The following is a 21,943-nucleotide window of genomic DNA, read 5'->3' on the forward strand; positions in this document are numbered from 1 at the left end:
GACGGAACACCCGCCGAGCGAAAGACCGGTAAACAACTGCCACAACAGTTCCCCACCCACCCGAAAACCGGCAACACCTCACCACATGCAAAAACCCAATCCCCCAATGCGCACAACAAATACCCATCCACCGGCCCCGGCTGCTTACGCTTGGCGACGTGTCGAACCAGCCCTTGATCGCGCCGTCCATCCTCTCCGCCGACTTCGCCCGGCTCGCCGACGAAGTGGCTGCCGTGCAAGGAAAGCCGGGCCACGGAGCGGATTGGCTGCACGTGGACGTGATGGACGCGCACTTCGTGCCGAACCTGACCCTGGGCCTGCCGGTCGTGCAGTCGCTCCTGGCCACCACGGACCTACCGCTGGACTGCCACCTGATGATCGAGAACCCGGACCGCTGGGCGATCGGTTACGCGGAAGCGGGTTCCTACAACGTGACCGTGCACGTCGAGGCCGCCGACGACCCGGTCAAGCTCGCGAAGGACCTGCGCGCCGCGGGTTCGAAGGCGGGGTTGGCGATCAAGCCGAACACACCGCTGGAGCCCTACGTCGACGTGCTCAGGCACTACGACACCCTGCTGGTGATGTCGGTGGAACCCGGTTTCGGCGGGCAGAAGTTCATCGCCGACGTGCTCGCCAAGGTGCGCACGGCCCGCCGGATGGTCGACACCGGCCACCTGAACTTGGTCGTGGAGATCGACGGCGGCATCAACCGCGACACGATCGAACAGGCGGCCGAGGCCGGCGTCGACTGCTTCGTCGCCGGCTCGGCCGTTTACGCCGCCGAGGATCCGGCCCGCGCCGTAGCAGGGCTGCGCAGCCAGGCGGAGGCCGTTTCCGCCCACGCCCGGCGGTGATTCCCTTGGCGTGAGCCGGTTTCGATCAGACGCCCAGCAGTCGCCTCAGCTCCGGCGCGTGGCGCCGCGAAACCGGAACGAACTCGTGCGAGCGGGAATCCATGATCAGGAACAGCTCGCCCTTGATGCCCCGCTCAAGCTCCGCCACCCGGCGAAGGTTCACGAGGAAGCGCCGGTGCACCCGGCTGAACCCGTGGGGCGTCAGCAACCGCTCGACGTTTTCCAGGCCCCGGGTCGCCGCTTGGATCCTCCCCCGTTCCGTGACCAGCCACACGATGTTCCGGTCGGCCTCGGCGTAGCGGATCTCCGACGGGGCAAGCAGAACCAGCCGGTCGTTGCGCATCCCGATCACGCGCCGGGGCAGCGGCCCGACGTCCGACGCCGAAGTGCTCTCGTACGGCTCGCCTTCCTGCACCCCGAACACGCACAGCATGCCCACCACGTGGTTCGCGTCGACGACGGGCCGCATGGTCACCGGCGTCGCGTCCTCCCCCGGGCTCACCGGCAGATACGCGTAGCCGCTCCATTGTGTACTTCCCTGCGCCCGTTCCTTGGCCCAGCGAACCACCTCGGGAAGCCCGGAAATATCAGGCATCCAGCGTTGTGCGGGCTCGATCGCGCCCGCGACGATGGGGGTTTCGCCGGCCAACCCGAGCAACGCGACCGCGGCCTCGTTCGCCGTGATCACGTTTCCGCCCCGGTCCATCGCCATGAAGGGACCACTGGCCTGGGCGCACTTCCGGTTGAACTCCGCGATCACCTTGTCCGCCTCGTAGACGGCACGCCGGTAGATCTCCTGTTCGACGCACGTGACGGCAGTCGTCAGCCACGCCGGCACGAGCTTGGACAGCGACGCGTTCCACCGCGAGATGTTGATCGACGCGACCGGCACTCCGGTCACCACGTCGCGGATCGAAATCCCCGCGCAGGCCCACTGGTGGAAGGCTTCGCACCAGTGCTCCGGCCCGGTCACCGTCACCGGGCCGGACACCTCGAACGAGGTTCCCATCCCGTTCGTGCCGGTGCACTCCTCCGACCACGACGACCACGGAGCGAGGTTGTGCAGCTCGGCCCGCCGCAGCGCGGAGGGATCACCCCAGGCCCCCAGGACCCGCCCGTCCCCGTCCGTGACGGTGACGACGGCGCCGTCCCGTTCCACTTCCTGACCGGCCAGCGCACCGAGACCGCCGAGCGCCGTGAAGATCACGCCGTTGTCGATTCTCGGGGCGTCGTCGCCCCGTGCCCCCGGCGCGACGTCCAGCCGCCGATCCACCTCGTACCGATCGCGGCACCTGTACCACGAAGCGAGGATCTCGGGCCGGACCCCCGTCTCGATGTCTTCACCTGCGGCAAAACTTTCCCAAGCGCGAGCGACTTCTCGCGCCGACGAGGTGGTCACCAGGGCACCATCCGACACGTCGGCACGTCCGCTCGGCCGGCTCGGCGCGATCGCCAGCGGCGGCACTCTCCCGGTCATCGCGACCTCCTTGTCGCCAGGCACGCCGGGGCCCCAGCGGGACCACCCGGGCAGTGACGGAAGTTACAAACTAACGCGATGCCGCAAGCATTTCAAGACAGCTTCGCAGCGTTCAGCCACATAGCTGTAGACATAACACGACCAGCTCGACCACGCCGGATCAACGGTGCAATCCGGCTGTACAACTGGCAAAGCGGGCGGCTCCTACCGGCCTGAAACACCTTGTGGTACAACGTCAATTGATCGATCCGACCTGGCCGGAAGCCTTGGTTTTCCCTGGTCAGCAGCGAAAACCGTGCCGCCGGTCCGCTCGCCGAGGGTGTTTGTGGAAAGCCACAAGACAAAGCGCCGCGTCCCGGAAGTCGGCCCTGTCGAAAATGATCTTGTGCAGAATACGGAACAGCGATCATCGGCGCCGAAACCCGGTGACCGTTGATGGGCGGATGGCCACCGATAATCGCCGCCGCGCGACCGTTCGTGCGTCAATCGCCCACAGTCAGCACAAGCTGCTTGCCCTCGAATCGGCGAAGAGTTTAGTTTGCGTCGGCGGCGAAGCGACGCGGTGCGACCCGATACGTCGGGCGGCACCCGAGCGGTCAGCGGCACCCCAGCGCGGGGGTGCCGTCCGGGGTGGTACCAGACCAAAGGCGGTCTCAGATGACACAGGTACGCCGGCTCGACCCGACCTCTCGCAGCTGCGGTGACTCCACGGTGCACGGAGCGTGGGAGCGGTTCGTGCGGGGCGAGGACGACCTGCGCGGGGTGCGGCCCGAGATAGCGATTTCCTGGCAGCGGTGCCGGGACCAGTACCGGGTCGACCCGTACCTCACCGAAGCCCCCGTGGCCGTCGCCGAAGTCGACCACGCGCTGGAGCACGACGTCGTCATCGCGGAGCTCGGCTTCCGCGCCGCCTCGCTGGCCCGCGAGGTCGGCAACGTCGGCGGCATCGTGACCATCACCGACGCCTCCGGCCGCGTCCTGGCCCAGTGGGGCGACCAGGCCACGCGCAACGTCGCCGCCGACGCCAACCTGGCGCCGTGGTTCTGCTGGGCGGAAGGTGCCACCGGCACGAACGGCATGGGCACCGCGCTGATGTCCTACACCCCCGTGCTGATCCGCGGTGCGGAGCACTGGTGCCAGGCTTTCCACGACTGGACCTGCGCGGGTGTCGCGGTCCGCGACGTCGTGACCAGGGAACCGGTCGCCGTCCTCAACATCTCGTGCTGGCGCAGCGAGCCCCCCGCGGCGACGGGTGCGTGGCTCGGCAAGGCCGCCACGATGACGCAGCGCATCCTGCGCCAGCGCGCCCAGGACGACGGTGCCGAACTGATGGCCGCCTTCAACCACGCCCGATCCCGCTCGATCGCGCCGCTCGCGGCCGTCGATCCCGCCGGCCGGGTGGTGCTCGCCGACGACACGGCAGGTGTGCTCCTCGGCATCCCCGGCTCCACGCCGGCGCCCGATCCCGCGGTGCGGTGGAAGCCGGAGCTGCCGGAGTTCATCCGGGCCACCCGGTACGCCGCCAAGCAGGCGACCCGCAACCGCGACTGGACCGGTTCGACGCAGATCTTCACCCGGCTCTCCAACGAACCGACCTCGATCAGCATCCGGCCGGTGTTCCTGTCCGGGCACCTGGTCGGCACCCTGGTCTCGTTCGGCGTGTCCGAAGGTGATCCGCTCCCCCGGTCCGGAGGCGACAGCCCGCTTCGGCCGCAGCCGCACCGAATGGTCGCGACGCGCGAGAACCGCATGGTCCTGCTGCGGCTCCCCGAGGTCTCGTTCGCACAATCGGACGGCAGCGACGTGTGGCTGTCCACCGACCAGGGCCGCTTGCGATCCGCCTTGCCGGGCCTCGACAAGCTCGAGACCGAGCTGGGCGATTCCGGTTTCCTGCGCGTGCACCGCCAGTACGTGGTGAACCTCAGCCGCATCAGGGAAGTCGAGCGCCGGTACAAGGGCGAGCTGGTCCTCGTCATGGACGACCAGGCGAAAACGATGGTGCCGGTTTCCCGGCGGAACACCCCCGCGGTGCGCCGGGCGCTGGAGATCTGATGGCCCCCGTCGTGGCCCGGCGTGGTTTCCCTTTCCGCAGAACGGGAGTTCTCCCGGTGAACGAACGGTACCTCCCACCGGGAGAACGGCGGCGTCCGGCCGATCTGTGGTGACGCATATCGGAACGGCTTGCCCGGGAGTAGAGTCCAAACTCGTTACAGGGTAAGAAAAACGATCCGGGCAGTGGAATACGGAGCCCGATCTACACCGGTAACCGCCGCGCTGAGCCCAATGGTGGCGCGGCACTGGGAAAGTATGCGATTTCGCCGTCGACGAGCCGGCGCTTTCGCGTGCGCACTCCCGCGAAATCTGTCAGAAGTTTCATTTTTGCTGACGAGGAGGTGACGTCCGATGACGGCTACTCAGGATCGTGAAGATCTCCTGGCCGAGCTCAGCGGACAGAACAAGGCAACCATCGGTGCCGTACTCGGGACCGGCTCGATCGCCAAGGCGACCGAGCGTCCGGACGGGACGATGGAGGGGACCATCCGGATCCCGGAGGACGCGATGGCGTGGGAACCGGGGGTGCTGATCATGCCGCACGGCGGCATCCTCGAGCTCACGATCATCAACGACGACAAGAACACCCACGCCTGTCTGCTGCCCAGCAACGGCGACCGGCAGTTCATCGGTCTGCTGAACCACTCGAAGGGTTCCGCGACGCTCGAGCTGGACGGTCCCGGCTGCTACTGGTACGGCTCGCCGGCCGGCAACGACGAGGGTCGAGGCCTGCAGGGCGCCATCGTCGTGTCCGGCGAAGTGCCGCCGGAAGCCAAGCTCGACCGACCCGCCCAGCCGCGGCCGTAGAAAGGCAGGACTCACCATGACCCTCGAATACATCGACGCCGGCAAGGCGTTCAACCACAACAAGCTCTCCAACCTGCCGCACAGCGCGCCGGACGTGACGCGCGGCGTCAACTACGAGCGCATCCTCGACGCGCGCAACGAATCCCAGAACTGGATCACGTACTACGGCGCCTACGACGGCAAGCGGCACAGCCTGCTCGACCAGATCAACGTCGACACCGTCAAGAACCTCAAGGTCGCCTGGATCCACCAGGCGAGCGCGACGGGCATGATCGCCTCCACGTCGACCTACGCCTTCGAGGCCAGCCCGCTGATGATCGACGGCGTCATGTTCGTCACCGGCTGGGACGGCTGGCTCTGGGCGCTCGACGCCCGGACCGGCGAGCAGCTGTGGCGCTACAAGCACGCGATCCCGATCGACGTGACCCTGTGCTGTGCCAACGTCAACCGCGGCTGCGCGGTGGCCAACGGCAAGGTGTACATGGTGACCCAGAACGCCCAGCTGGTGGCGCTCGACGCCACCAACGGGCAGAAGGTCTGGCAGAAGACCATCGGTGACGTGCGCGCCGGAGAGAGCGCTTCCATCGCTCCGCTGGTCGTCAAGGACACCCTCATCACCGGTTCCGCCGGTGGCGAGTACGGCGTCCGCGGGCACATCGACTGCTGGGACCTCGAGACCGGCGAGCGGCGCTGGCGCACCTACACCGTGCCGAAGCCGGGTGAGCCCGGCTCCGAGACCTGGCCCGCCGACGGCGAGGCCTGGCAGCGCGGTGGCGCGAACCACTGGGTCACCGGAACGTTCGACCCGGAGCTGAACCTGTACTACGCGGGCACCGGCAACCCGGCTCCCGACTTCGACGGCGAGGTCCGTGAAGGGGACAACCTCTACACCGACAGCGTGGTCGCGCTGGACGTCGACACGGGCGAGATCAAGTGGCACTACCAGTTCACGCCGCACGACCTGTGGGACTACGACTCCACGATGGAGATGACCCTGTTCGAGCGGGACGGCAAGAAGCTGCTGGCCCACTTCGACAAGAACGGGTACATGTTCGTCCTGGACCGCACCAACGGCGAGCTGCAGCACGTGACGCCGTTCGTCGACCGCATCGACTGGGGCGTGATCACCCGCGACGGCAAGGTGACCCCGCGCAAGTACCCGGACAAGGAAGGCGAGCCCTGCCACTTCTACCCCGGCCCCGCCGGTGCCAAGGAGTGGACGCACGCCTCCTACAACCCGGAGCACGACCTGTTCTACGTTCCGGTCGCCGACGTGGGCGCCACGGCCACCCGGCGTCGTCGCGAGTTCAAGGAAGGCATGCCCTACTGGGGTGCCGCCGTCGAGGTCGACGTCGACAACATGGCCGGGTCGGTCAGCGCGTTCGACTCCCACGGTGAGGAGAAGTGGCGCTACCGGCTGCCCTTCCCGATGGCCGCCTCGACCCTGAGCACCGCGGGCAACCTGGTGTTCGCCGGCACGCCGGCGGGCGAGTTCATGGCGCTGCACGCCGAGACCGGCGAGAAGCTCTGGAGCTTCCAGTGCGGCAGTGGTCACCACAGCAGCCCGTCGACGTGGTCCCTTGATGGCAAGCAGTACATCTCGGTCCCGGTCGGCTGGGGTGGCTGGCTCGAAGGCATCGTCCCCGGCATGTCCGGCCAGGGTCACGGTGCCGCGCTGATCACGTTCTCCCTGTGATCGGAAAGCGCAACCCGGGGTGACTTCCCGACGGTCCCCCTGACACCCGTCCGGTGATCGAGGCTCCTCGATCACCGGACGGGTTCCTTTGCGTTGCCGGGAAAATCCCTCGGTCTTTGGGAACACAACGAAAGGCGATCCGATGAGCCAGTCGTCGACACCCACCCACGACGCGGAAATCGAGCGTCTGCCGTGCTTCAACTGCGGGGAGTCCTACGAGTCCGGCGATCTCGCGCGGCACACCGAGCCGGTGCACTGCGGGCCGTGCATCGCGTGCGTCGACCGGCCCGCGTGCTTCACCTGCCGGCTCATGTACTGCGCGTGCGACGTGCACAAGTTCCGCGGCTGAGCGAGCGGGGTCGGCCGGTCAGCGCAGGTCGAACCGGTCGAGCTCCATGACCTTGACCCACGCGGACACGAAGTCGCGCACGAACTTCGCGCCGGCGTCCTCGGCGGCGTAGACCTCCGAGAGCGCCCTCAGCTCGGAGTTCGACCCGAAGATGAGGTCGACCCGGCTCGCGATCCACTTCAGCTCGCCGGTGCCCCGGTCGCGGCCTTCGTAGACGACCGTCCAGACGTCGGCGTTCCGCCTCGGCGCCCACTGCGTGCCCAGGTCCAGCAGATTGACGAAGAAGTCGTTCGTCAACGTCCCGGGCGCCGAGGTGAACGCGCCCAGCGGCGACCGGCGGTGGTTGGCGCCCAGCACGCGCAGTCCGCCGACCAGCACGGTCATCTCGGGTGCGGTCAAGGTCAGCAGGTTCGCCCGGTCCACCAGCAGGTGCTCCGGCGACATCCAGAATCCGTCGCCGAGGTAGTTGCGGAAGCCGTCGGCCAGGGGCCGCAACGCGTCGAACCACTCGACGTCGGTCCAGTCCTGCGTGGCGTCGGTGCGCCCGGGGCGGAACGGGACGTCGACGACGTGGCCGGCGGCCGCGGCGGCGTGTTCCACCGCGGCGCACCCGCCGAGCACGATCAAGTCGGCCAGCGAAATCCGTTTGCCCGACGGCTGCGCGGCGTTGAACCGCTCCTGGATCGCCTCCAGCACGGGCAGGACGACGGCCAGCTGCTCCGGTTCGTTGACCGCCCAGCCGCGCTGCGGCTCGAGCCGCAGCCGCGCCCCGTTCGCACCACCGCGTTTGTCGCTGTCGCGGTACGTCGACGCCGAGGCCCACGCCGTGGCGACGAGCTGCGCGACCGTCAGACCCGAATCGAGGACCTCGCGCTTGAGAGCCGCGACGTCGGCCGCGTCCACGAGCTCGTGGTCCGGCTCCGGGACCGGGTCCTGCCAGATCAGCCGTTCGGCCGGGACGAGCGGCCCCAGGTAACGCTCGATCGGGCCCATGTCGAGGTGCGTCAGCTTGAACCAGGCCCGCGCGAACGCGTCCTCGAACTCGTCCGGATGCTCCAGGAACCGTCGGGAGATCGACTCGTAGGCCGAGTCCTCCTGCAGGGACAGGTCCGTGGTCAGCATGACCGGGTGGTGCTTCTCGTCCGGGTCGTACGGGTCCGGCACGGTGCCCTCACCCTGGCCGTCGGCCGGGATCCACTGCCACAGCCCGGCCGGGCTGAGCTCGACGTCCCACTTGTACTCGAACAGCGTCTCGAAGAAGGTGTGGTCCCACGTCACGGGCGTGCGCGTCCACATCCCCTCCAGTCCGCTGCTCGTGGTGTCGGGGCCCTTGCCGGTGCCGTGCTCGTTGGCCCAGCCCAGGCCTTGCGCGGTGAGCGGCGCGGCTTCGGGGTCGGGACCGAGGCGCACGGCCGGGTCCACCAGCCCGTGGGTCTTGCCGAACGTGTGGCCGCCGGCGATCAGCGCGACCGTCTCCTCGTCGTTCAGGCCCATCCGCCGGAACGTCTGCCGGATGTCGCGGGCCGCGAGCACCGGGTCGGGGTTGGTGGCGGGGCCTTGGGGATCGACGTAGATCAGCCCCATGTCGCTGGCCGCCAGCGGTTCGTCGAGGTCACGGCGGCCGCTGTGCCGGTCGTCCGCCAGCCACTTGCGTTCCGGCCCCCAGTACGTCTCGTCGGGCTCCCACACCTCGGCCCGCCCGCCGCCGAACCCGAAGGTCTTGAAGCCCATCGACTCCAGTGCCCGGTTGCCGGCGAAAACCATCAGGTCCGCCCAGGAGATCCTGCGCCCGTACTTCTTCTTGACCGGCCACAACAACCGGCGAGCCTTGTCCAGGTTGCGGTTGTCCGGCCAGCTGTTCAACGGGGCGAACCGTTGCATCCCGGCGCTCGCACCGCCTCGGCCGTCGCTGACCCGGTAGGTCCCCGCGGCGTGCCAGGCCATGCGCAGCACGAGGGGGCCGTAGTGCCCGAAGTCGGCGGGCCACCAGTCCTGCGAGGTCGTGAGCACCTCGTCGACGTCACGCGCCAGCTCGTCGAGGTCCACCGTCGCGAACTGCGCCGCGTAGTCGAAATCCGCGTCCAGCGGGTTGTCCGCGGGCTGGTTGCGGTGCAAGGTCTTCAAGTCGAGCCGGTGCGGCCACCAGTCGTTGGGGTTGCCGCTCGCCGTGGGGTGGTTGCGCCGCCGGGCCGGCTGTGACTCTTCCAGGACCCGGTCGTAGGTGCGGTAGACGTGGGTGTCGGGATTCTCGGGCATGGAGGTCCTCCCCGGCCGCGCCGATCAGTCGAACACCAGCGGGAGCAGGATCGCGGCGCCGAGCAGCGAGATACCGCAGACCAGGTCGGCGCGGATCCGGATGACCTTGGCGGCCATCCGCCCGACGAAGAGCCCGGCCAGCGACATGATCACCGTCATGGCGCCGAAGGCCACCATGGGGACGATGAGGGAGAACCCCGCGATCCCCAGGCCCGCACCCGCGACGAAGTTGTCGATGCTCAGCGAAAGCGGCATCCCGAAGAGCGTCACCCACGGGTGGTCCAGGTCTTCCTCCGCCGGCTCCGGGTGCCGGATCGCTCCGACGATGAAGTAGACGCCGTACAAGCCGAGCGCGGCCGCCCCGACGTAGTCCGCCCAGTCGCCGAGGAAGTCGCCCAGGAAGTGGCCGATCAAGCCGCCCAGCAGCGGACTCACGGCGTCCCACACCCCGAAGACGAGGGCGACCTGCACGGCACGACGCCAGCCGAAGGGAATGGTGCCGATGGCGATCGACGAGCGGAAGTTGTCGAGACTGAGGCCGAAGGCAAGCGCTATCAACGGAAGGAATTCAAGAGACACCCGAACCACCTCAACAGATCAACCAGGGTTCACCGGGGAGGGAGACTGCGCACAAGAGTCGATTCTCGGCAGGCACTGTTTTCAGCGTGCGACACAAGGCCCCGGTGCGAACGGTTCACTCGCTCCGGGGCCTTGCGGCGACACAGACATAGCCCGGCCGCGGACTTCGGCCGGCTGCCGCGGCTACGAGAAATCAAGCGGCACGGGCCGTGGAGCCCGGCTGTCAGCCCCGGTAGAAGTAGCCGGTGGCCTCAGCGCACACCTCGACGACCGTGTACTCCGGAGTTTCCCACTGCATGTTTTCCTCCTCAGCTGTTGGCTGCGCCCGGCGACTGAGCCAAAACCGGACATTCGTGATCCGCGCAATTTCGCGGACAACGTCACGAAATTTCGCGGTCATGAAAGAGCATCATCGATTTAACGCAGTTGTCGCAACCGACCTTGAACCAGTGGTCGGGAACCGGTGCCGAACGGCGCCCCGAGGCCGACGAGTGGAGGGGCCACGCTCACCGACGGCACCCCGCGCGACAGCCGTCCCAACCACCCGGACACGCCGTCGACCTGCGAGAACCTGGCCACGAGCGGAGCATGTCGAGCCCCGTGGTCCGGGCACACTCCAGAACCAGACTACGAGTCCGCGAGCGGGGACGTCAACTGTCCCATCGAATATCCTCATGCCCGTCCGGCAAATAACGAAGGACCGATTCACAAATCCGGAATTAGACTGTTCCCGTGCGAATTTATCTTGGCTCCGATCACGCCGGACTCGAACTCAAGAACCACTTCGTCAAAAGGCTCACGGAACTCGGCCACGAGGTGATCGACGTCGGCCCCGCGACCTACGACGCGAATGACGACTACCCACCGTTCTGCGTCGAGGCGGCGCGGCGCGTGGTCGCCGACGAAGGCAGTCTCGGCCTCGTCATCGGCGGTTCCGGGAACGGGGAACAGATCGCCGCGAATAAGGTGCCCGGCGCCCGGGCCGCGCTGACCTGGAACGTCGACACGGCGAAGCTGGCCCGGCAGCACAACAACGCGCAGCTGGCCGGCATCGGCGCCCGGATGCACACCGTCGAGGAGGCCGAGCGCATCGCGGACGCGTTCCTCGGCACCGAGTTCGAGGGCGGCCGCCACCAGCGCCGGATCGACCTGCTGGCCGACTACGAGCGCACGGGCGAACCGCCCGCGTTGCCCGGACAGTGACCTCAGAGGAGCCCGAGCTGCCGTTCGATCTCGCCCCACCGGCCTTCGTCGTCGGAGAGCGCACGACCGGCGTCGCGAGCAGCCCACGCCGTGGTGACGACTGACCGCAAGGCCTGGCCGTCGTCGCCGCCGTTCGGCATTCGGGGGACGGCGTCGGGCCCGAGGTCGACGACCTGCTCGCCCGAGTCGGCGGACAACGCCAGGGCGGGTTCGTGCAGTCCGCTCAGATCGGCGGCCACATACGTCGGACGCGCGGCTCGCTCGGCGAACGCCAGGTCCCGGAGCCGGGATATCCCGGTCAGGACGAAAAGCGAGTCGAGGCCGGCCGCGTTGGCGCCCTCGATGTCGGTCTCCAGCCGGTCCCCGCACACCAGGGTGTCCGGCCGATCGGTACCGAGCCGGGCGCGGGACAGGTCGAACAGGGCGGCCTGCGGCTTGCCGACGACGTGGGGCGCGGCGTCGACCGCCGTCTGCACCAACGCGACCAGCGCGCCGTTGCCGGGCGCCTCTCCGTACGGCGTGGGCAACGTGAGGTCGACGTTCGTGGCCACCCAGGTGACTCCGGTGCCGACGAGGTGGCCCACCTCCGCGAGCTCGGTCCAGGTGACGTCGGATCCCAGCCCCTGCACCACGGCCTCGACGGGTCCGCCGCTCAGATCCGCGACGCGGACCGGCGTCAGGCCGGCTTCGGCGAGTGCCTGGGCGACGCCCGGCCCGCCCACCGCGCACACCCGCGTCCCCGGAGCCAGCTGCCGCGCCAGGTGGGCCGCGGCCGCCTGCGAACTGTTGACGACCGACCAGCCGCGCGGGGCGATCCCCAGACCGCGCAGGTGGTTGCCCACGTCTTCGGGAGGGCGCGACGCGTTGTTGGTGGCGAAGACGACCGGGACGCCGTCCGATGTCACCCGGTTCAAGGTCTCCACCGCGCGGGGGACGGCGTCGGCGCCGCGGTAGACCACGCCGTCGAGATCGCAGATCAGGCCGCGGTAACCCGTGATGAGGGGCTCGTGCCCGGTCATGCGGATCGGTGCTGGGTTTTGACGATCCGCGCCGTTTCCGGCCGCGAACACAGCACAATGGACTGTGTCGTGGTCCGGCCGGCGTGCTGCTGCACCCCGCGCAGCACCTCGCTGCCGGTCACCCCGGTGGCGCAGAACAGAATGCGCTCGCCGCGGACCAGGTCGCCGGTGTGGAGAACGTCGTGGCGGGTGCCGGAGCCGTCCGACCGCAACCGCGCCTGCACCGACCCGCCGAGGCAGGACAGGGCAGCTGCGGCGATGACCCCCTCCGCCGCGCCCCCGGTGCCCAGCAAGACGTCCACCGGGCTCTCGGGGCGGGCCACCGCCATCGCACCTGCGATCTCGCCGCCCTCGATCAAGTGCACGCGCGCACCAGCGTCGCGGATTTCGTGCACGAGTTCCCGGTGCCAGGGCCGGTTGAGCACGGCGACGACGACGTCCGAGACCCGGCCGCCCTTGGCCGACGCGACCGCGCGCAGGTTCTCGCCCACCGGGCGGTCGAGCTCGACGACGCCGGCGCACTCGGGACCTACGACCAGCTTCTCCATGGCCACATTCGGCGGCGGGTCGTACAACGCTCCACGCTCGGCCACCGCGACCGCCGCGAGCGCGTTCGGCACGTCCCTGGCCACGGAAAGCGCTCCGTCACCCGCGTTGATCGCGACGTCGCAGGCCGGCCCGGCTCCGGAGCCGACCACATCCCCCTTGACCAGTCGCTTCCCGTCCTCGCCGAGCACCACGACGCCGCGCATCGGCACCGACCCGATCACGTTGTGCATCGCCTCGACGGCGGCGGCCTTGCCGCTGATCTCGTCACCGTGCCCGACCCACCTCGCGGCCGCGAGCGCGGCGGCTTCGGTGACCTGCACGAGTTCGAGCGCAAGGGCGTGATCGAGTCCGTCGACGCCGGTGCCCCATTCCATGGTTTCCATGAACCTCAATCCCCTCGGACTGGTCGGTGAAGGTGGCTGTCGTGAACACGGAACCGAGGGCGACCGGACCGGCAGACCACCTCATCGATCCGGTCGCCCTCTTCAGGAAGGCGCCGACCGCCGGCACCGCGGGCGGCGCCCCGGCTCGAGCGCTCAGCGGGCAGCGGCGTTCGCGACGGCCCGGTCCGAGAGCACCTGCTGGGCCGCGGCCCGTTTGCTCTCGTCGCCCCGCCACGTCTCCAGAGCCGGCCCGACCAGCGCCCGGCCGAACGAGTAAGTGAGCTCCCACGGCAACGGGTCGAGCTTCTGCATCGCCCCGAGGTGTTCGGTCGCCAGCTCCGGGCTTTGCCCACCGGAGAGGAAGGCGATGCCCGGCACGGACGCCGGCACCGTCGCGCGCAGAGTGTCCACTGTGGCCTTCGCGACGTCGGCCACCGAGGGCTGCTCTCCGCTGCCGGACCCGGCGACGACCATGTTGGGCTTGAGGACGATGCCGTCGAGCTGCACCCGCATCAGGTCGAGCTCTTCGAACAGCACCTCCAGAACGGACGTCGTCACCTGCCGGCACCGCGCCAGCGAGTGGGAACCGTCCATCAGCACCTCGGGTTCCACGATCGGCACCAGGCCGCCTTCCTGGCACAGGCCCGCGTACCGCGCCAACGCGTGCACGTTCGCGTGCACCGCGCGCTCCGACGGCACGTTGTCGCCGATCGTGATCACGGCGCGCCACTTGGCGAAGGTCGCGCCGCCTCGCACGTAGTCCGCGACGCGTTCGCGCAGCCCGTCGAGCCCTTCGGTGATCTTCTCGTCCGACGCGCCGGCCAGCGGCTTCGCTCCGGTGTCGACCTTGATCCCGGCGAGGATCCCCAGATCGTCGAGGAACTCCGGGAACGTGCGCCCGTTGGTCACTTTTTGATGGAACGTCTCGTCCGCGAGAATGACGCCGCTGATCGATTCCGCGAGGCGGGGAGTCGTCACGATCAGTTCGCGGTAGACCCGGCGGCTTTCCTCCGACGGCTCGACCCCCACCTTCTCCAGGCGGGAAGACATCGTCCCGATGCTTTCGTCGGCAGCGAGAATACCGCGCCGGTTGGAGACGAGCGTGCGCGCGATTTTGTTCAGTGCTGACATCTACCTTGCTCCTCCTGCGAATCGACCGACGGTGACCGTCGTATTACGTTTTCGTGGTGGTTTTCGCGACCGCGAGCCCGCTGCCGTTGACTTTCTGCCCAGGCACGAATACCGGCATCGGACTTCCTTTCGAAGCCGCGATCTCCACCAGTTCCCGCGCGTACTCCGGGAGCTCGCGGCGCTCACTCCACGCCGCGTAGATCGGTTTCGCCGGCATTTCCTGGTCAACTGCCACCAGGTGCAGCCGGCCGTCCGCGAGTTCGGACCGCACGGTGGAAATGTTCAGCACGGTCACCCGCTGGCTCGTCGCGACCGCCTGCTTGATCGCGGCACTGGAGGGAAGTTCGACGTAACTGCGCGGGGCGCGCGCGGTCACCAGCAGCTCGTCCGTGAACTCCCGCAGCCCCGAGCCGCGCTCGCGCAGGACGAGTGGCGCGGCCGCCAGCTCCCGCACGGTCAACGGCCGGGTCCTCCTGGCCCACGGGTGCTTCGCGCCGACCACCACGGCCAACCGGTCGTCGCAGATGTACCGAGTGACCATGTCGTCGCCGAACTGCTTCTGCACGTGACTTCCGGCCTGGCACCAGCCGTCGATGAACGCGAGGTCGACGTGGCTCGCCCGGATCAGCCGGCGCAGCTCGTCGATGCTGCCGGTCTGCACCTCCACCCGGGCCTCGCCGAACGAGAACCCGGAGCGGTTCAGCCACTCGGGGATCAAATGCTCGGAAACGCCCGGGCTGGCCGCGACCCGCAGCCGCTTCGCCTCCGCGGCCGGAGCCCCGGATCCGAACTCCAGCAACTCCCGCGCGGCACTCATCACGTTGCGGGCGTACTTCGCCAGCATTTCTCCTTCTTCGGTGAGCTTCGAACCGGTAGGAGAACGCTCCAGCAGCCGAAGACCTAGACGGCGTTCCATCGCGCTGATCCGGATACTGGCGGCGGACTGGGAAAGACTGTGCGCCTGCGCGGCCTTTCCCACACTGCCGTGACTTTCCACGGACAGCAGGAGATCGAGGTCGGCGAGCTGAGGCATCTTTGACGGAAGAACCACGATTCCACCTTTCGCTCGACCGAAATGCAGTTGTCGGCTACACCGGCGGCTCCCGGTGTGCAACGAGCGTGCCCGGCCTCGGATTGCGTGGTCAATCTGTTCGACACGAACGCGCGCCGTGCGGACATGAACGGTGTGCACCACGCCACATACGGGCGTTCGGCTCAATCGGGTGGCGGCGAAGAGACCGTGAACTGCACCCGTTCGGCAATCTCAACACGGCGGACGGCCGGCCGTCAAGGGACTCGAGTTCCCCTTCGTGGCAGCACCGGCACCGTTCGTCCTGGATTCACCGCCATTCGTTCGCCCTGGCTTGCCGCAATTTCGTCGCGGCGACCATAGTTCGGCGACGAAGTTCTGGATTCCGGGCCGCAGCTGCTTTCTCCCGGGAGAACCGTAACAGTTTTGTTCCCTTTCTCGCCGTCGCGGTGTTCGGCCGAGTCCGCGGGCGGGACTCCTGCTGGCGCAAGGTTCCGGCCTGCACAGAGCACCGGGACCTTGCGCCATCCACCTCGTTTCCGGGCTCAGCGCGCCGCGTCACACGCCCGCGCGGCGCGCATGAGCGCCAGCTCGGCCCGCTCCTCGCGGACGACCTTGCGCACGTTCTCGGGCAGCCGCCCGCTCTCGAGCAGGAGATCCGTGCGCGCCAGCACGACGTCCTCCCTGGTCGTGAACCGCGGGAAGAGCCCCCGGGCGAACGCCACCGCGAACCCAGGCTCGTCGGCGCGGTTCTCCAGCGCCCGCAGGTAGCGGTCCGCGTACGGGGTGAGCAAGTCCTCCTGCCCCCGTTGCCGCAGCCCCGCCATGACGGCTTTCCGTTCCGCGAGCGAGAAACCCTCGCCGAACACCCGCGTCCAAGCTTCTTCTTTGGCGGCCCGGGTGGGCCGTGCGGCTTCCGCCGTCAAGGCGTTCCTGCGGCCGTTGTCCCCCGGATCGGCCTCCCGCGCGACGCGCAACACTCCGTCGACGTCGCCCCCGATCGAGGAAAGCCGGGCCACCGCGCGCCATCGCAGGTCCCGATCCACTTCCAGGTCCGGCCACGGCGACCGGCCGCGCACGAGGTCGCCCAGCAGACCGTGATCCGGGCTGACGTCGACGAGAGCTCGGGCGAAAACCAGCCGGCGGTCACTGCCGAACGCCGCGGTGGCCACCTGCGCACGCACCCGGCGTGCCACGGCTTCGAGCAGCCGGCCCCGGTCGGCCGGGTCCCCGTAGAGCTCGACCGCCCGCACCGCACGCTCCACAAGTGCTTCCAGGACACCGATATCGCTCTCCAGGACGCCGTGGGTGAGCACGGCCGCGGCATAGGTGCGGGCGGGCAGGCGCGCATCGAGCACGTCGTCCCACAGCGCACCCCACACGACGGCCCGCGTCCGCCGATCGTCCAGTGTGGACAGATCACGCAAGGCGGCCCGCCGAGACCGCGGGTCCAGCCTGACCTTCACGTGGCTCACCGCGTCGTCGTTGGGCACGATCAGTTCTCCGGCGAAGTCACGGCCGCCCCCGCGAGGACCCAGCGACACGTGCTCCCGGTGCCGCAGCACCAGCTCGCCCTGGTGTTCTTCGAACGCGGCGACGCGCACCGTCAAGTGCCGTGCCTCCGGATCGGGAACCTGCGCCACACGGCCGCGAACGACCTCGACCGTGTCGACTCCACTCCGCAGCAGCCATTCGTCGACCCACCGGTCCACGTCCTCGTCGGACACCTTCCGCAGCGCGGCCACGAAGTCGTCAAGGCCCGCGTTGCTCCACGCGTGCGTCCGCAGGAAGGTCCGCACGCCGGCGACGAACGTTTCCCAGCCCACGCGCGAAGCGAGGTCGTGGAGCACCGCCGCGCCCCGCAGGTAGACGATCGGGCCGAGGTTCGACCGTGCGTCGTCGGTGTCGGCGGTTTCCACCCGGATCGGGTGGCGGGTGGGCAGCCGGTCGGCGTGCCGGGCCGCCGGCAGGGCGTGGTGGGTGAAGGCGGTCCAGCCTTCCCCGTACGGCGTTGCTTCGGCCTGCGCGACAACGGCCATCATCGTCGCGAAGGCCTCGTTCAGCCAGAGGTCGTCCCACCAGCGCATCGTCACGTAGTCGCCGAACCACACGTGCGCCATCTCGTGCAGCAGGACCTCGGCCCGTTGTCGCCGAGCTTCCGCCGTGACGCGGTGCTGGAACACGAACCGCTCGTTGAGCGTCACGCAGCCCGGGTGTTCCATGCCGCCGAACGCGTACTCGGGCGCGAAGACGTGGTCGTACTTGGCGAACGGGTACGGCAGGTCGAACAACCGGCGGAAGAAGTCGAGCCCACGCCCGATCACGGCGAAGAGCTCGGGTGCGTCGCGGGTGAGGTCCGCGAAGAGCGAGCCACGCGCGTACAGCGCCAGCGGCACTTCCCCGTGGCTGGACCGCAGCCGGCGGAACGGGCCGGCGGCGAACGCCACCAGGTACGGCGGCAGCGGTGGCGTGCGGCCGAACCGCCACGTCGAGCGCTCGCCGGCCGTCGGTGGCTCCTCGTGATCGGTGTTGGCGACCACGACCCAGCCGGCCTCGGCCGTGACGGTCAGGTCCACTGTGGCCTTCAAGTCGGGCTGGTCGAAGCACGCGTACACCCGGTGCGCCGCGAAGGGTTCGAACTTGGTGTGCACGTAGACCCGGCCGTCGAGCGGGTCCTGGAACCGGTGCAGCCCCTCACCGGTTCGCGAATACTCGGCGAACCCGGTCACGCGCACCGTGTTCGCGCCGGGCCGCACGGCCAGCCGGACGCGCGACCCTTCGTGCGCGCCCGGCTCCAGCTCACGGCCGTTGCACTCGACCGACTCGACTTGCCCCGCGAAGTCGAGGAAGACGAACGCGTCCACGGACCGCGCGTGGAAGCGGACCACCGTGCTCGTCGCGAACTTCCACGCGCCGACGGTCAGGTCGAGCGCCACCGCGTAGTGGACGTCGGAGACCTCGGCCGAACGCGCTGCCGCCTCGGCCTCCGTCAGCTTGTCGCCTGACGCGGCCCCGCCGTCGACCGGCATCCGTCAGGGCCGGCGCGCCGACACCGTCGGGCGGCGGTACACCAGGCTCCCGGCCGGGACCGTCTCCTGATTGGCGCGAACGAGCGCGTCCTGCACCAGGTGGTGATCGGGCGAGTGCATGCACACGGGATCGGTGCGCCCCGCGTCACCGGTCAACGCGAACGCCTGGCACCGGCAGCCGCCGAAGTCGAGTTCCTTGCGCGGACAGCTCTGGCACGGATCGGGCATCCACTCCGTGCCGCGGTAGGCCTGGAACGCGTCGGACTTCGCCCAGATCCACGCGAGGTCGTGGTCGCGAACCGAGGCGAAGGTCATCGTCGTGATCTCCGCGGCCACCGGGCAGGGGTAAACGGTGCCGTCGGGCGCGACTGTCAGCGCGTTCTGCGCCCAGCCGCCCATGCACGGCTTCGGGTAGGGCTCGTAGTAGTCCGGGAGAATCCAGAGGAGCTCCATGCTCTCGCCGAGCTCGGCCTTCCGGCGTTCGTAGACGCCGACCGCGTCGTCGAGCTGGGCCTTGGTCGGCATCAGCAGATCGCGGTTGCGCAGGGCCCAGCCGTAGTACTGGGAGTTCGCGAGTTCCAGCCGCTCGGCGCCCCACGACACGCAGACGTCGATGATCGCGTCGAGCCGGGACAGGTTCATCCGGTGCAGGACCACGTTCATGTTCAACGGCAGGCCCGCGTCACGGATGATGCGTGCGGCGGCTTCCTTCTTGTCGAAGCGTTTGCTCGCCGCGACCAGGTTCGTCGACTCGGCGGCGTCGCCCTGGATGCTCAGCTGCGCGCTGTTGAGGCCGGCTTCGACGAGCGACTTCGCCCGGCTTTCGGTGAGCCCGAGGCCGCTGGTGATCAGGTTCGTGTACAGGCCGAGGCGCCGGCACTCGGCGACCAGCGTCTCCAGGTCGCCGCGGACGAGGGGTTCGCCGCCCGAGAAGTGCACCTGCACCACCCCGAGGTCGTTGGCCTCGCGGATCACCCTCAGCCAGTCCTCGGTCGCCAGCTCGTCCTGCCGGTCGAGCAGCTCCAACGGGTTCGAGCAGTACACACAGTGCAACGGACACTGGTGCGTCACCTCGGCCAGCAGGCCGTACGGCTGCGGTGTGCCATTCACGAGACCACCACCCAACCTCGTCCGCGCGCATCCTGGAGGAACGTCATCACGTCGTTCGCGAGATCGGCGGCCTCGAATTCCTGTTCGAGCTGGTCGACCAGCTGCCGCACGGTCCGGCTGCCGTCGCACAGCCCGAGGATCGCCGCCCCGGACTTGTTCAGCAGCACGACCCGCTCCGGCAACAGGAGCAGTTCCACGTCACGGACGTTGTCGTGCTTGAGCATCGCTTTGGTCGCCAGCTTCGGAATGGCCGTCAAGTCGGATTCGTCCATCACGAACTCTTGCTGTACGCGAGCTCCACGGCATCCAGCAGGCTCCAGAGGACGTCACACTTGAACTCCAGGGCTCGGGCGCACGCGTCCTGCTGTTCCCGCGACTTCGCGTGGGTGAGCACCAGGTCGAGCAGATGCGCGATGTCCTTCGGCTGCTGGGTGAGCCGCGCCCGGAAGTACTCCAGGCCTTCCGAGGCGATCCACGGGTAGTGGTGCTCGACGTCGGTGATCCGCCGGCTGAGCAGATCCGGCGCGAACAGTTCGGTCAGCGCCGACGCCACGGCCTCCAGCCACGGCTTCTGGCGGCAGAAGTCCACATAGGCGTCAACGGCGAACCGCACCCCGGGCAGCACCGTGTCGGTGTCGAACAACGCTTCGCGGCTCAGGCCGACGGCCGCGCCGAGCCGGATCCACTTCTCAAGCCCGCCCTCGTCACCCGTGCGCCCGTCGTGGTCGATGATGCGCTGGATCCACTGGCGCCGGTCCTCCCGGCCGGGGAGCTTGGTCAGGATGAACGCGTCCTTCTTCGGCAGGTTCATCTGGTAGTAGAAGCGATTGCGCACCCAGCCGCGGAACTCTTCCTCGGTCAGCGTGCCCGAGTGCATCCGCTCGTTGAACGGGTGCAGATGGTGGTACCGCTTTTCTCCGATGGACCGCAGGTGCGCCTCGAACTCCTCGGCAGACCACGGGTTCATACTTCCACCTCCAAGCCGGCTCGGCCGATCTCGATGCCCAAGTCCGTGACCCAGCGCCGTTCCGGGGACTCTTCGTCGAGAATCGGGTTGGTGTTGTTGATGTGCGTGTAGATCTTTCGCTTCGCGGGCAGTGCGGCCAGCGCGCGGGCCGAGCCGTCGTCACCGCTGACGGGCATGTGACCCATGGAGCGGCCGGTCCGGCTTCCCGCGCCCTGGCTGGACATCTCGTCGTCCGTCCAGAACGTGCCGTCCACGAAAACGCAGTCGGCCGACCTCACCTGGGCGGCGAACTTGTCGTCCCACTTGGGCAACGTCGGCGCGTACACCGCGATCCCGCCGGTTTGCTTGTCCTCCAGGCGGTAGCCCACCTCCCACTCCGACGACGGGCCGCGAAGCTGGGACTCCCCGACGTAGCGCGGCGCCTTGGACCCGGTCAGGAAGGGGGTCACGCGCAGCCGGTCGTCCAGGTCCAGCGGCTTGCCGACGTCGACCTGGGACCAGGTGAGGTTCGCGTAGTCGCTGAGCAGTTCGCGGACCGGGAACCACAGGGTCAGCGCTTCCAGCACGGGGTATGTGCCGTACACCGTCAGCGAAGACTCCTCGCGCAGCATCAGCAGGCCGATCGTGTGGTCGAACTCCGCGTCCGTCAGCAGAACACCGGCGACCGGCGTCTTCCTGATCTCCGGGCCGGGGTGCAACGCGGGATCCGCCGCGATCTGGTGGTGGACGTCCGGGGTCGCGTTGAGCAGGAACCACTGCTCGCCGTCTCCGGAGATCGCGATCCCGGCGTGTGCCGTCGCGGCTTCAGGCTTGGCCCGGGCCTTGCGGCAGCCGGCGCAAGCGCAATTCCACTGCGGATAACCGCCACCGGCCGCGGCTCCGAGGCAATGTATGAACACCGTCCGAAATCAATCCGTCAATACCGGCATGGGCCGGCGTCGGAGCACGCCTCGAGCAGCACGGAATAACGCGTTTCCCACCTCATGGCGTCCTCCCTCACATTCGACCTCGGCAACGGCCGGACAAAATCAGGCACCGTTGCCCGTCGAGGGTTCGGCCAGGGCGGCCTTCTGCTAACGTCGCCCTGAACCCGGCTTGTTCTTTTCCCAGCTTCTTCGCCGGCGCCTGCCCTGGCAACCAATCGCGAACGACCGGCACCGAATCACTGACGAACGGCCGCCGCGCCTCCACGAGCGGAGTGCCGCACAGCCAGTACCGGGAACCCCTGCCGGAAATGGCCCTTGACCTGCCGATGTTCGGTACTCGGCCGCACCACACGGGCCGAGGCCCCGGGTCGAAGCCGGCCGCCGAGCCCTCCTGACCAGGGCCGGGCTGCGCGTGTCCGGCAAACGTGGGTATTTGTTGTGCGCATTGGGGGATTGTGTTTTTGCATGTCGTGGGGTGTTGCTGGTGGTGGGGCAGGTGGGGATTGTTGTGGGGGTCAATTTGTTG

General features: G+C 68.6%; 19 protein-coding genes. 6 read left to right on the forward strand and 13 right to left on the reverse strand.

Annotation, left to right across the window (positions count from 1 at the left end; translation table 11 throughout):
- Window positions 1-158: 158 nt before the first annotated feature.
- A complete protein-coding gene (gene rpe, locus ACFY1H_RS49155) occupies window positions 159-854 on the forward strand; it encodes a ribulose-phosphate 3-epimerase (protein ID WP_386956736.1) in 696 nt (231 codons plus the stop codon).
- Between the two features lie 25 nt (window positions 855-879).
- Here rpe and ACFY1H_RS49160 read toward each other — a convergent pair whose 3' ends face one another.
- Window positions 880-2,331 (reverse strand): LytTR family transcriptional regulator DNA-binding domain-containing protein, encoded by a 1,452-nt coding sequence (locus tag ACFY1H_RS49160; protein WP_366577377.1) that lies wholly within the window; start codon window positions 2,329-2,331, stop codon window positions 880-882.
- Window positions 2,332-2,988: 657 nt separating this feature from the next.
- Here ACFY1H_RS49160 and ACFY1H_RS49165 point away from each other — a divergent pair.
- From ACFY1H_RS49165 to ACFY1H_RS49180, 4 genes are all read left to right on the forward strand, one after another.
- Complete coding sequence (locus ACFY1H_RS49165; RefSeq protein ID WP_366577375.1) at window positions 2,989-4,383, forward strand: LytTR family transcriptional regulator DNA-binding domain-containing protein; 1,395 nt, start codon at window positions 2,989-2,991, stop codon at window positions 4,381-4,383.
- A 351-nt stretch (window positions 4,384-4,734) separates the two neighbouring features.
- Window positions 4,735-5,190, forward strand: coding sequence for an MSMEG_3727 family PQQ-associated protein (locus ACFY1H_RS49170; protein WP_366577373.1), 456 nt, complete (start codon window positions 4,735-4,737; stop codon window positions 5,188-5,190).
- Window positions 5,191-5,206: 16 nt separating this feature from the next.
- Window positions 5,207-6,886, forward strand: a complete 1,680-nt coding sequence (locus ACFY1H_RS49175) for a PQQ-dependent dehydrogenase, methanol/ethanol family (protein ID WP_366577371.1) — start codon at window positions 5,207-5,209, stop codon at window positions 6,884-6,886.
- A 142-nt stretch (window positions 6,887-7,028) separates the two neighbouring features.
- Complete coding sequence (locus ACFY1H_RS49180; RefSeq protein WP_366577369.1) at window positions 7,029-7,235, forward strand: recombination activating protein 1; 207 nt, start codon at window positions 7,029-7,031, stop codon at window positions 7,233-7,235.
- A gap of 18 nt (window positions 7,236-7,253) precedes the next feature.
- On the opposite strand, the gene katG is transcribed toward ACFY1H_RS49180, so the two are convergent.
- The 3 genes from katG to ACFY1H_RS49195 form a co-directional block, all read right to left on the reverse strand.
- Window positions 7,254-9,491 (reverse strand): catalase/peroxidase HPI, encoded by a 2,238-nt coding sequence (gene katG, locus ACFY1H_RS49185; RefSeq protein ID WP_366577367.1) that lies wholly within the window; start codon window positions 9,489-9,491, stop codon window positions 7,254-7,256.
- A gap of 24 nt (window positions 9,492-9,515) precedes the next feature.
- Complete coding sequence (locus ACFY1H_RS49190) at window positions 9,516-10,070, reverse strand: manganese efflux pump (RefSeq protein WP_366577365.1); 555 nt, start codon at window positions 10,068-10,070, stop codon at window positions 9,516-9,518.
- A 223-nt stretch (window positions 10,071-10,293) separates the two neighbouring features.
- Window positions 10,294-10,470 carry a hypothetical protein gene (locus ACFY1H_RS49195; protein ID WP_360608428.1) on the reverse strand — a complete coding sequence of 59 codons (177 nt, stop codon included), beginning with the start codon at window positions 10,468-10,470 and terminating at the stop codon, window positions 10,294-10,296.
- Between the two features lie 332 nt (window positions 10,471-10,802).
- Between ACFY1H_RS49195 and ACFY1H_RS49200 the strand changes: the two genes are divergently transcribed.
- Window positions 10,803-11,273, forward strand: coding sequence for a ribose-5-phosphate isomerase (locus tag ACFY1H_RS49200; RefSeq protein ID WP_386956737.1), 471 nt, complete (start codon window positions 10,803-10,805; stop codon window positions 11,271-11,273).
- A 2-nt stretch (window positions 11,274-11,275) separates the two neighbouring features.
- On the opposite strand, the gene ACFY1H_RS49205 is transcribed toward ACFY1H_RS49200, so the two are convergent.
- From ACFY1H_RS49205 to pqqB, 9 genes are all read right to left on the reverse strand, one after another.
- Entirely contained in the window at window positions 11,276-12,292 is a 1,017-nt protein-coding gene (locus ACFY1H_RS49205; RefSeq protein WP_366577363.1) for an HAD-IIA family hydrolase, read from the reverse strand.
- Window positions 12,289-13,224 (reverse strand): fructose-bisphosphatase class II, encoded by a 936-nt coding sequence (locus ACFY1H_RS49210; protein ID WP_386956738.1) that lies wholly within the window; start codon window positions 13,222-13,224, stop codon window positions 12,289-12,291. Before ACFY1H_RS49210 ends, ACFY1H_RS49205 begins: the two co-directional genes overlap by 4 nt.
- A gap of 153 nt (window positions 13,225-13,377) precedes the next feature.
- The gene (locus ACFY1H_RS49215) at window positions 13,378-14,355 is read right to left on the reverse strand and encodes a class I fructose-bisphosphate aldolase (protein ID WP_366577360.1); all 978 of its coding nucleotides are present in this window, start codon (window positions 14,353-14,355) and stop codon (window positions 13,378-13,380) included.
- A 43-nt stretch (window positions 14,356-14,398) separates the two neighbouring features.
- Window positions 14,399-15,406, reverse strand: a complete 1,008-nt coding sequence (locus ACFY1H_RS49220) for a LysR family transcriptional regulator (protein WP_386956740.1) — start codon at window positions 15,404-15,406, stop codon at window positions 14,399-14,401.
- A gap of 524 nt (window positions 15,407-15,930) precedes the next feature.
- Window positions 15,931-18,414: an aminopeptidase N gene (gene pepN, locus ACFY1H_RS49225; protein WP_386956741.1), complete on the reverse strand. Its 2,484-nt coding sequence runs from the start codon at window positions 18,412-18,414 to the stop codon at window positions 15,931-15,933.
- A 3-nt stretch (window positions 18,415-18,417) separates the two neighbouring features.
- The gene (pqqE, locus tag ACFY1H_RS49230) at window positions 18,418-19,524 is read right to left on the reverse strand and encodes a pyrroloquinoline quinone biosynthesis protein PqqE (protein ID WP_366577354.1); all 1,107 of its coding nucleotides are present in this window, start codon (window positions 19,522-19,524) and stop codon (window positions 18,418-18,420) included.
- Window positions 19,521-19,796 carry a pyrroloquinoline quinone biosynthesis peptide chaperone PqqD gene (gene pqqD / locus ACFY1H_RS49235; RefSeq protein ID WP_386956742.1) on the reverse strand — a complete coding sequence of 92 codons (276 nt, stop codon included), beginning with the start codon at window positions 19,794-19,796 and terminating at the stop codon, window positions 19,521-19,523. The genes pqqE and pqqD overlap by 4 nt, the downstream gene beginning before the upstream one ends.
- Entirely contained in the window at window positions 19,796-20,491 is a 696-nt protein-coding gene (gene pqqC / locus ACFY1H_RS49240; protein ID WP_366577351.1) for a pyrroloquinoline-quinone synthase PqqC, read from the reverse strand. The genes pqqD and pqqC overlap by 1 nt, the downstream gene beginning before the upstream one ends.
- Entirely contained in the window at window positions 20,488-21,390 is a 903-nt protein-coding gene (gene pqqB, locus ACFY1H_RS49245; RefSeq protein WP_366577349.1) for a pyrroloquinoline quinone biosynthesis protein PqqB, read from the reverse strand. The genes pqqC and pqqB overlap by 4 nt, the downstream gene beginning before the upstream one ends.
- Between the last annotated feature and the right edge of the window lie 553 nt (window positions 21,391-21,943).

It is taken from the genome of Amycolatopsis sp. NPDC001319 (genome assembly GCF_042896185.1).
Classification (GTDB): Bacteria; Actinomycetota; Actinomycetes; order Mycobacteriales; family Pseudonocardiaceae; genus Amycolatopsis.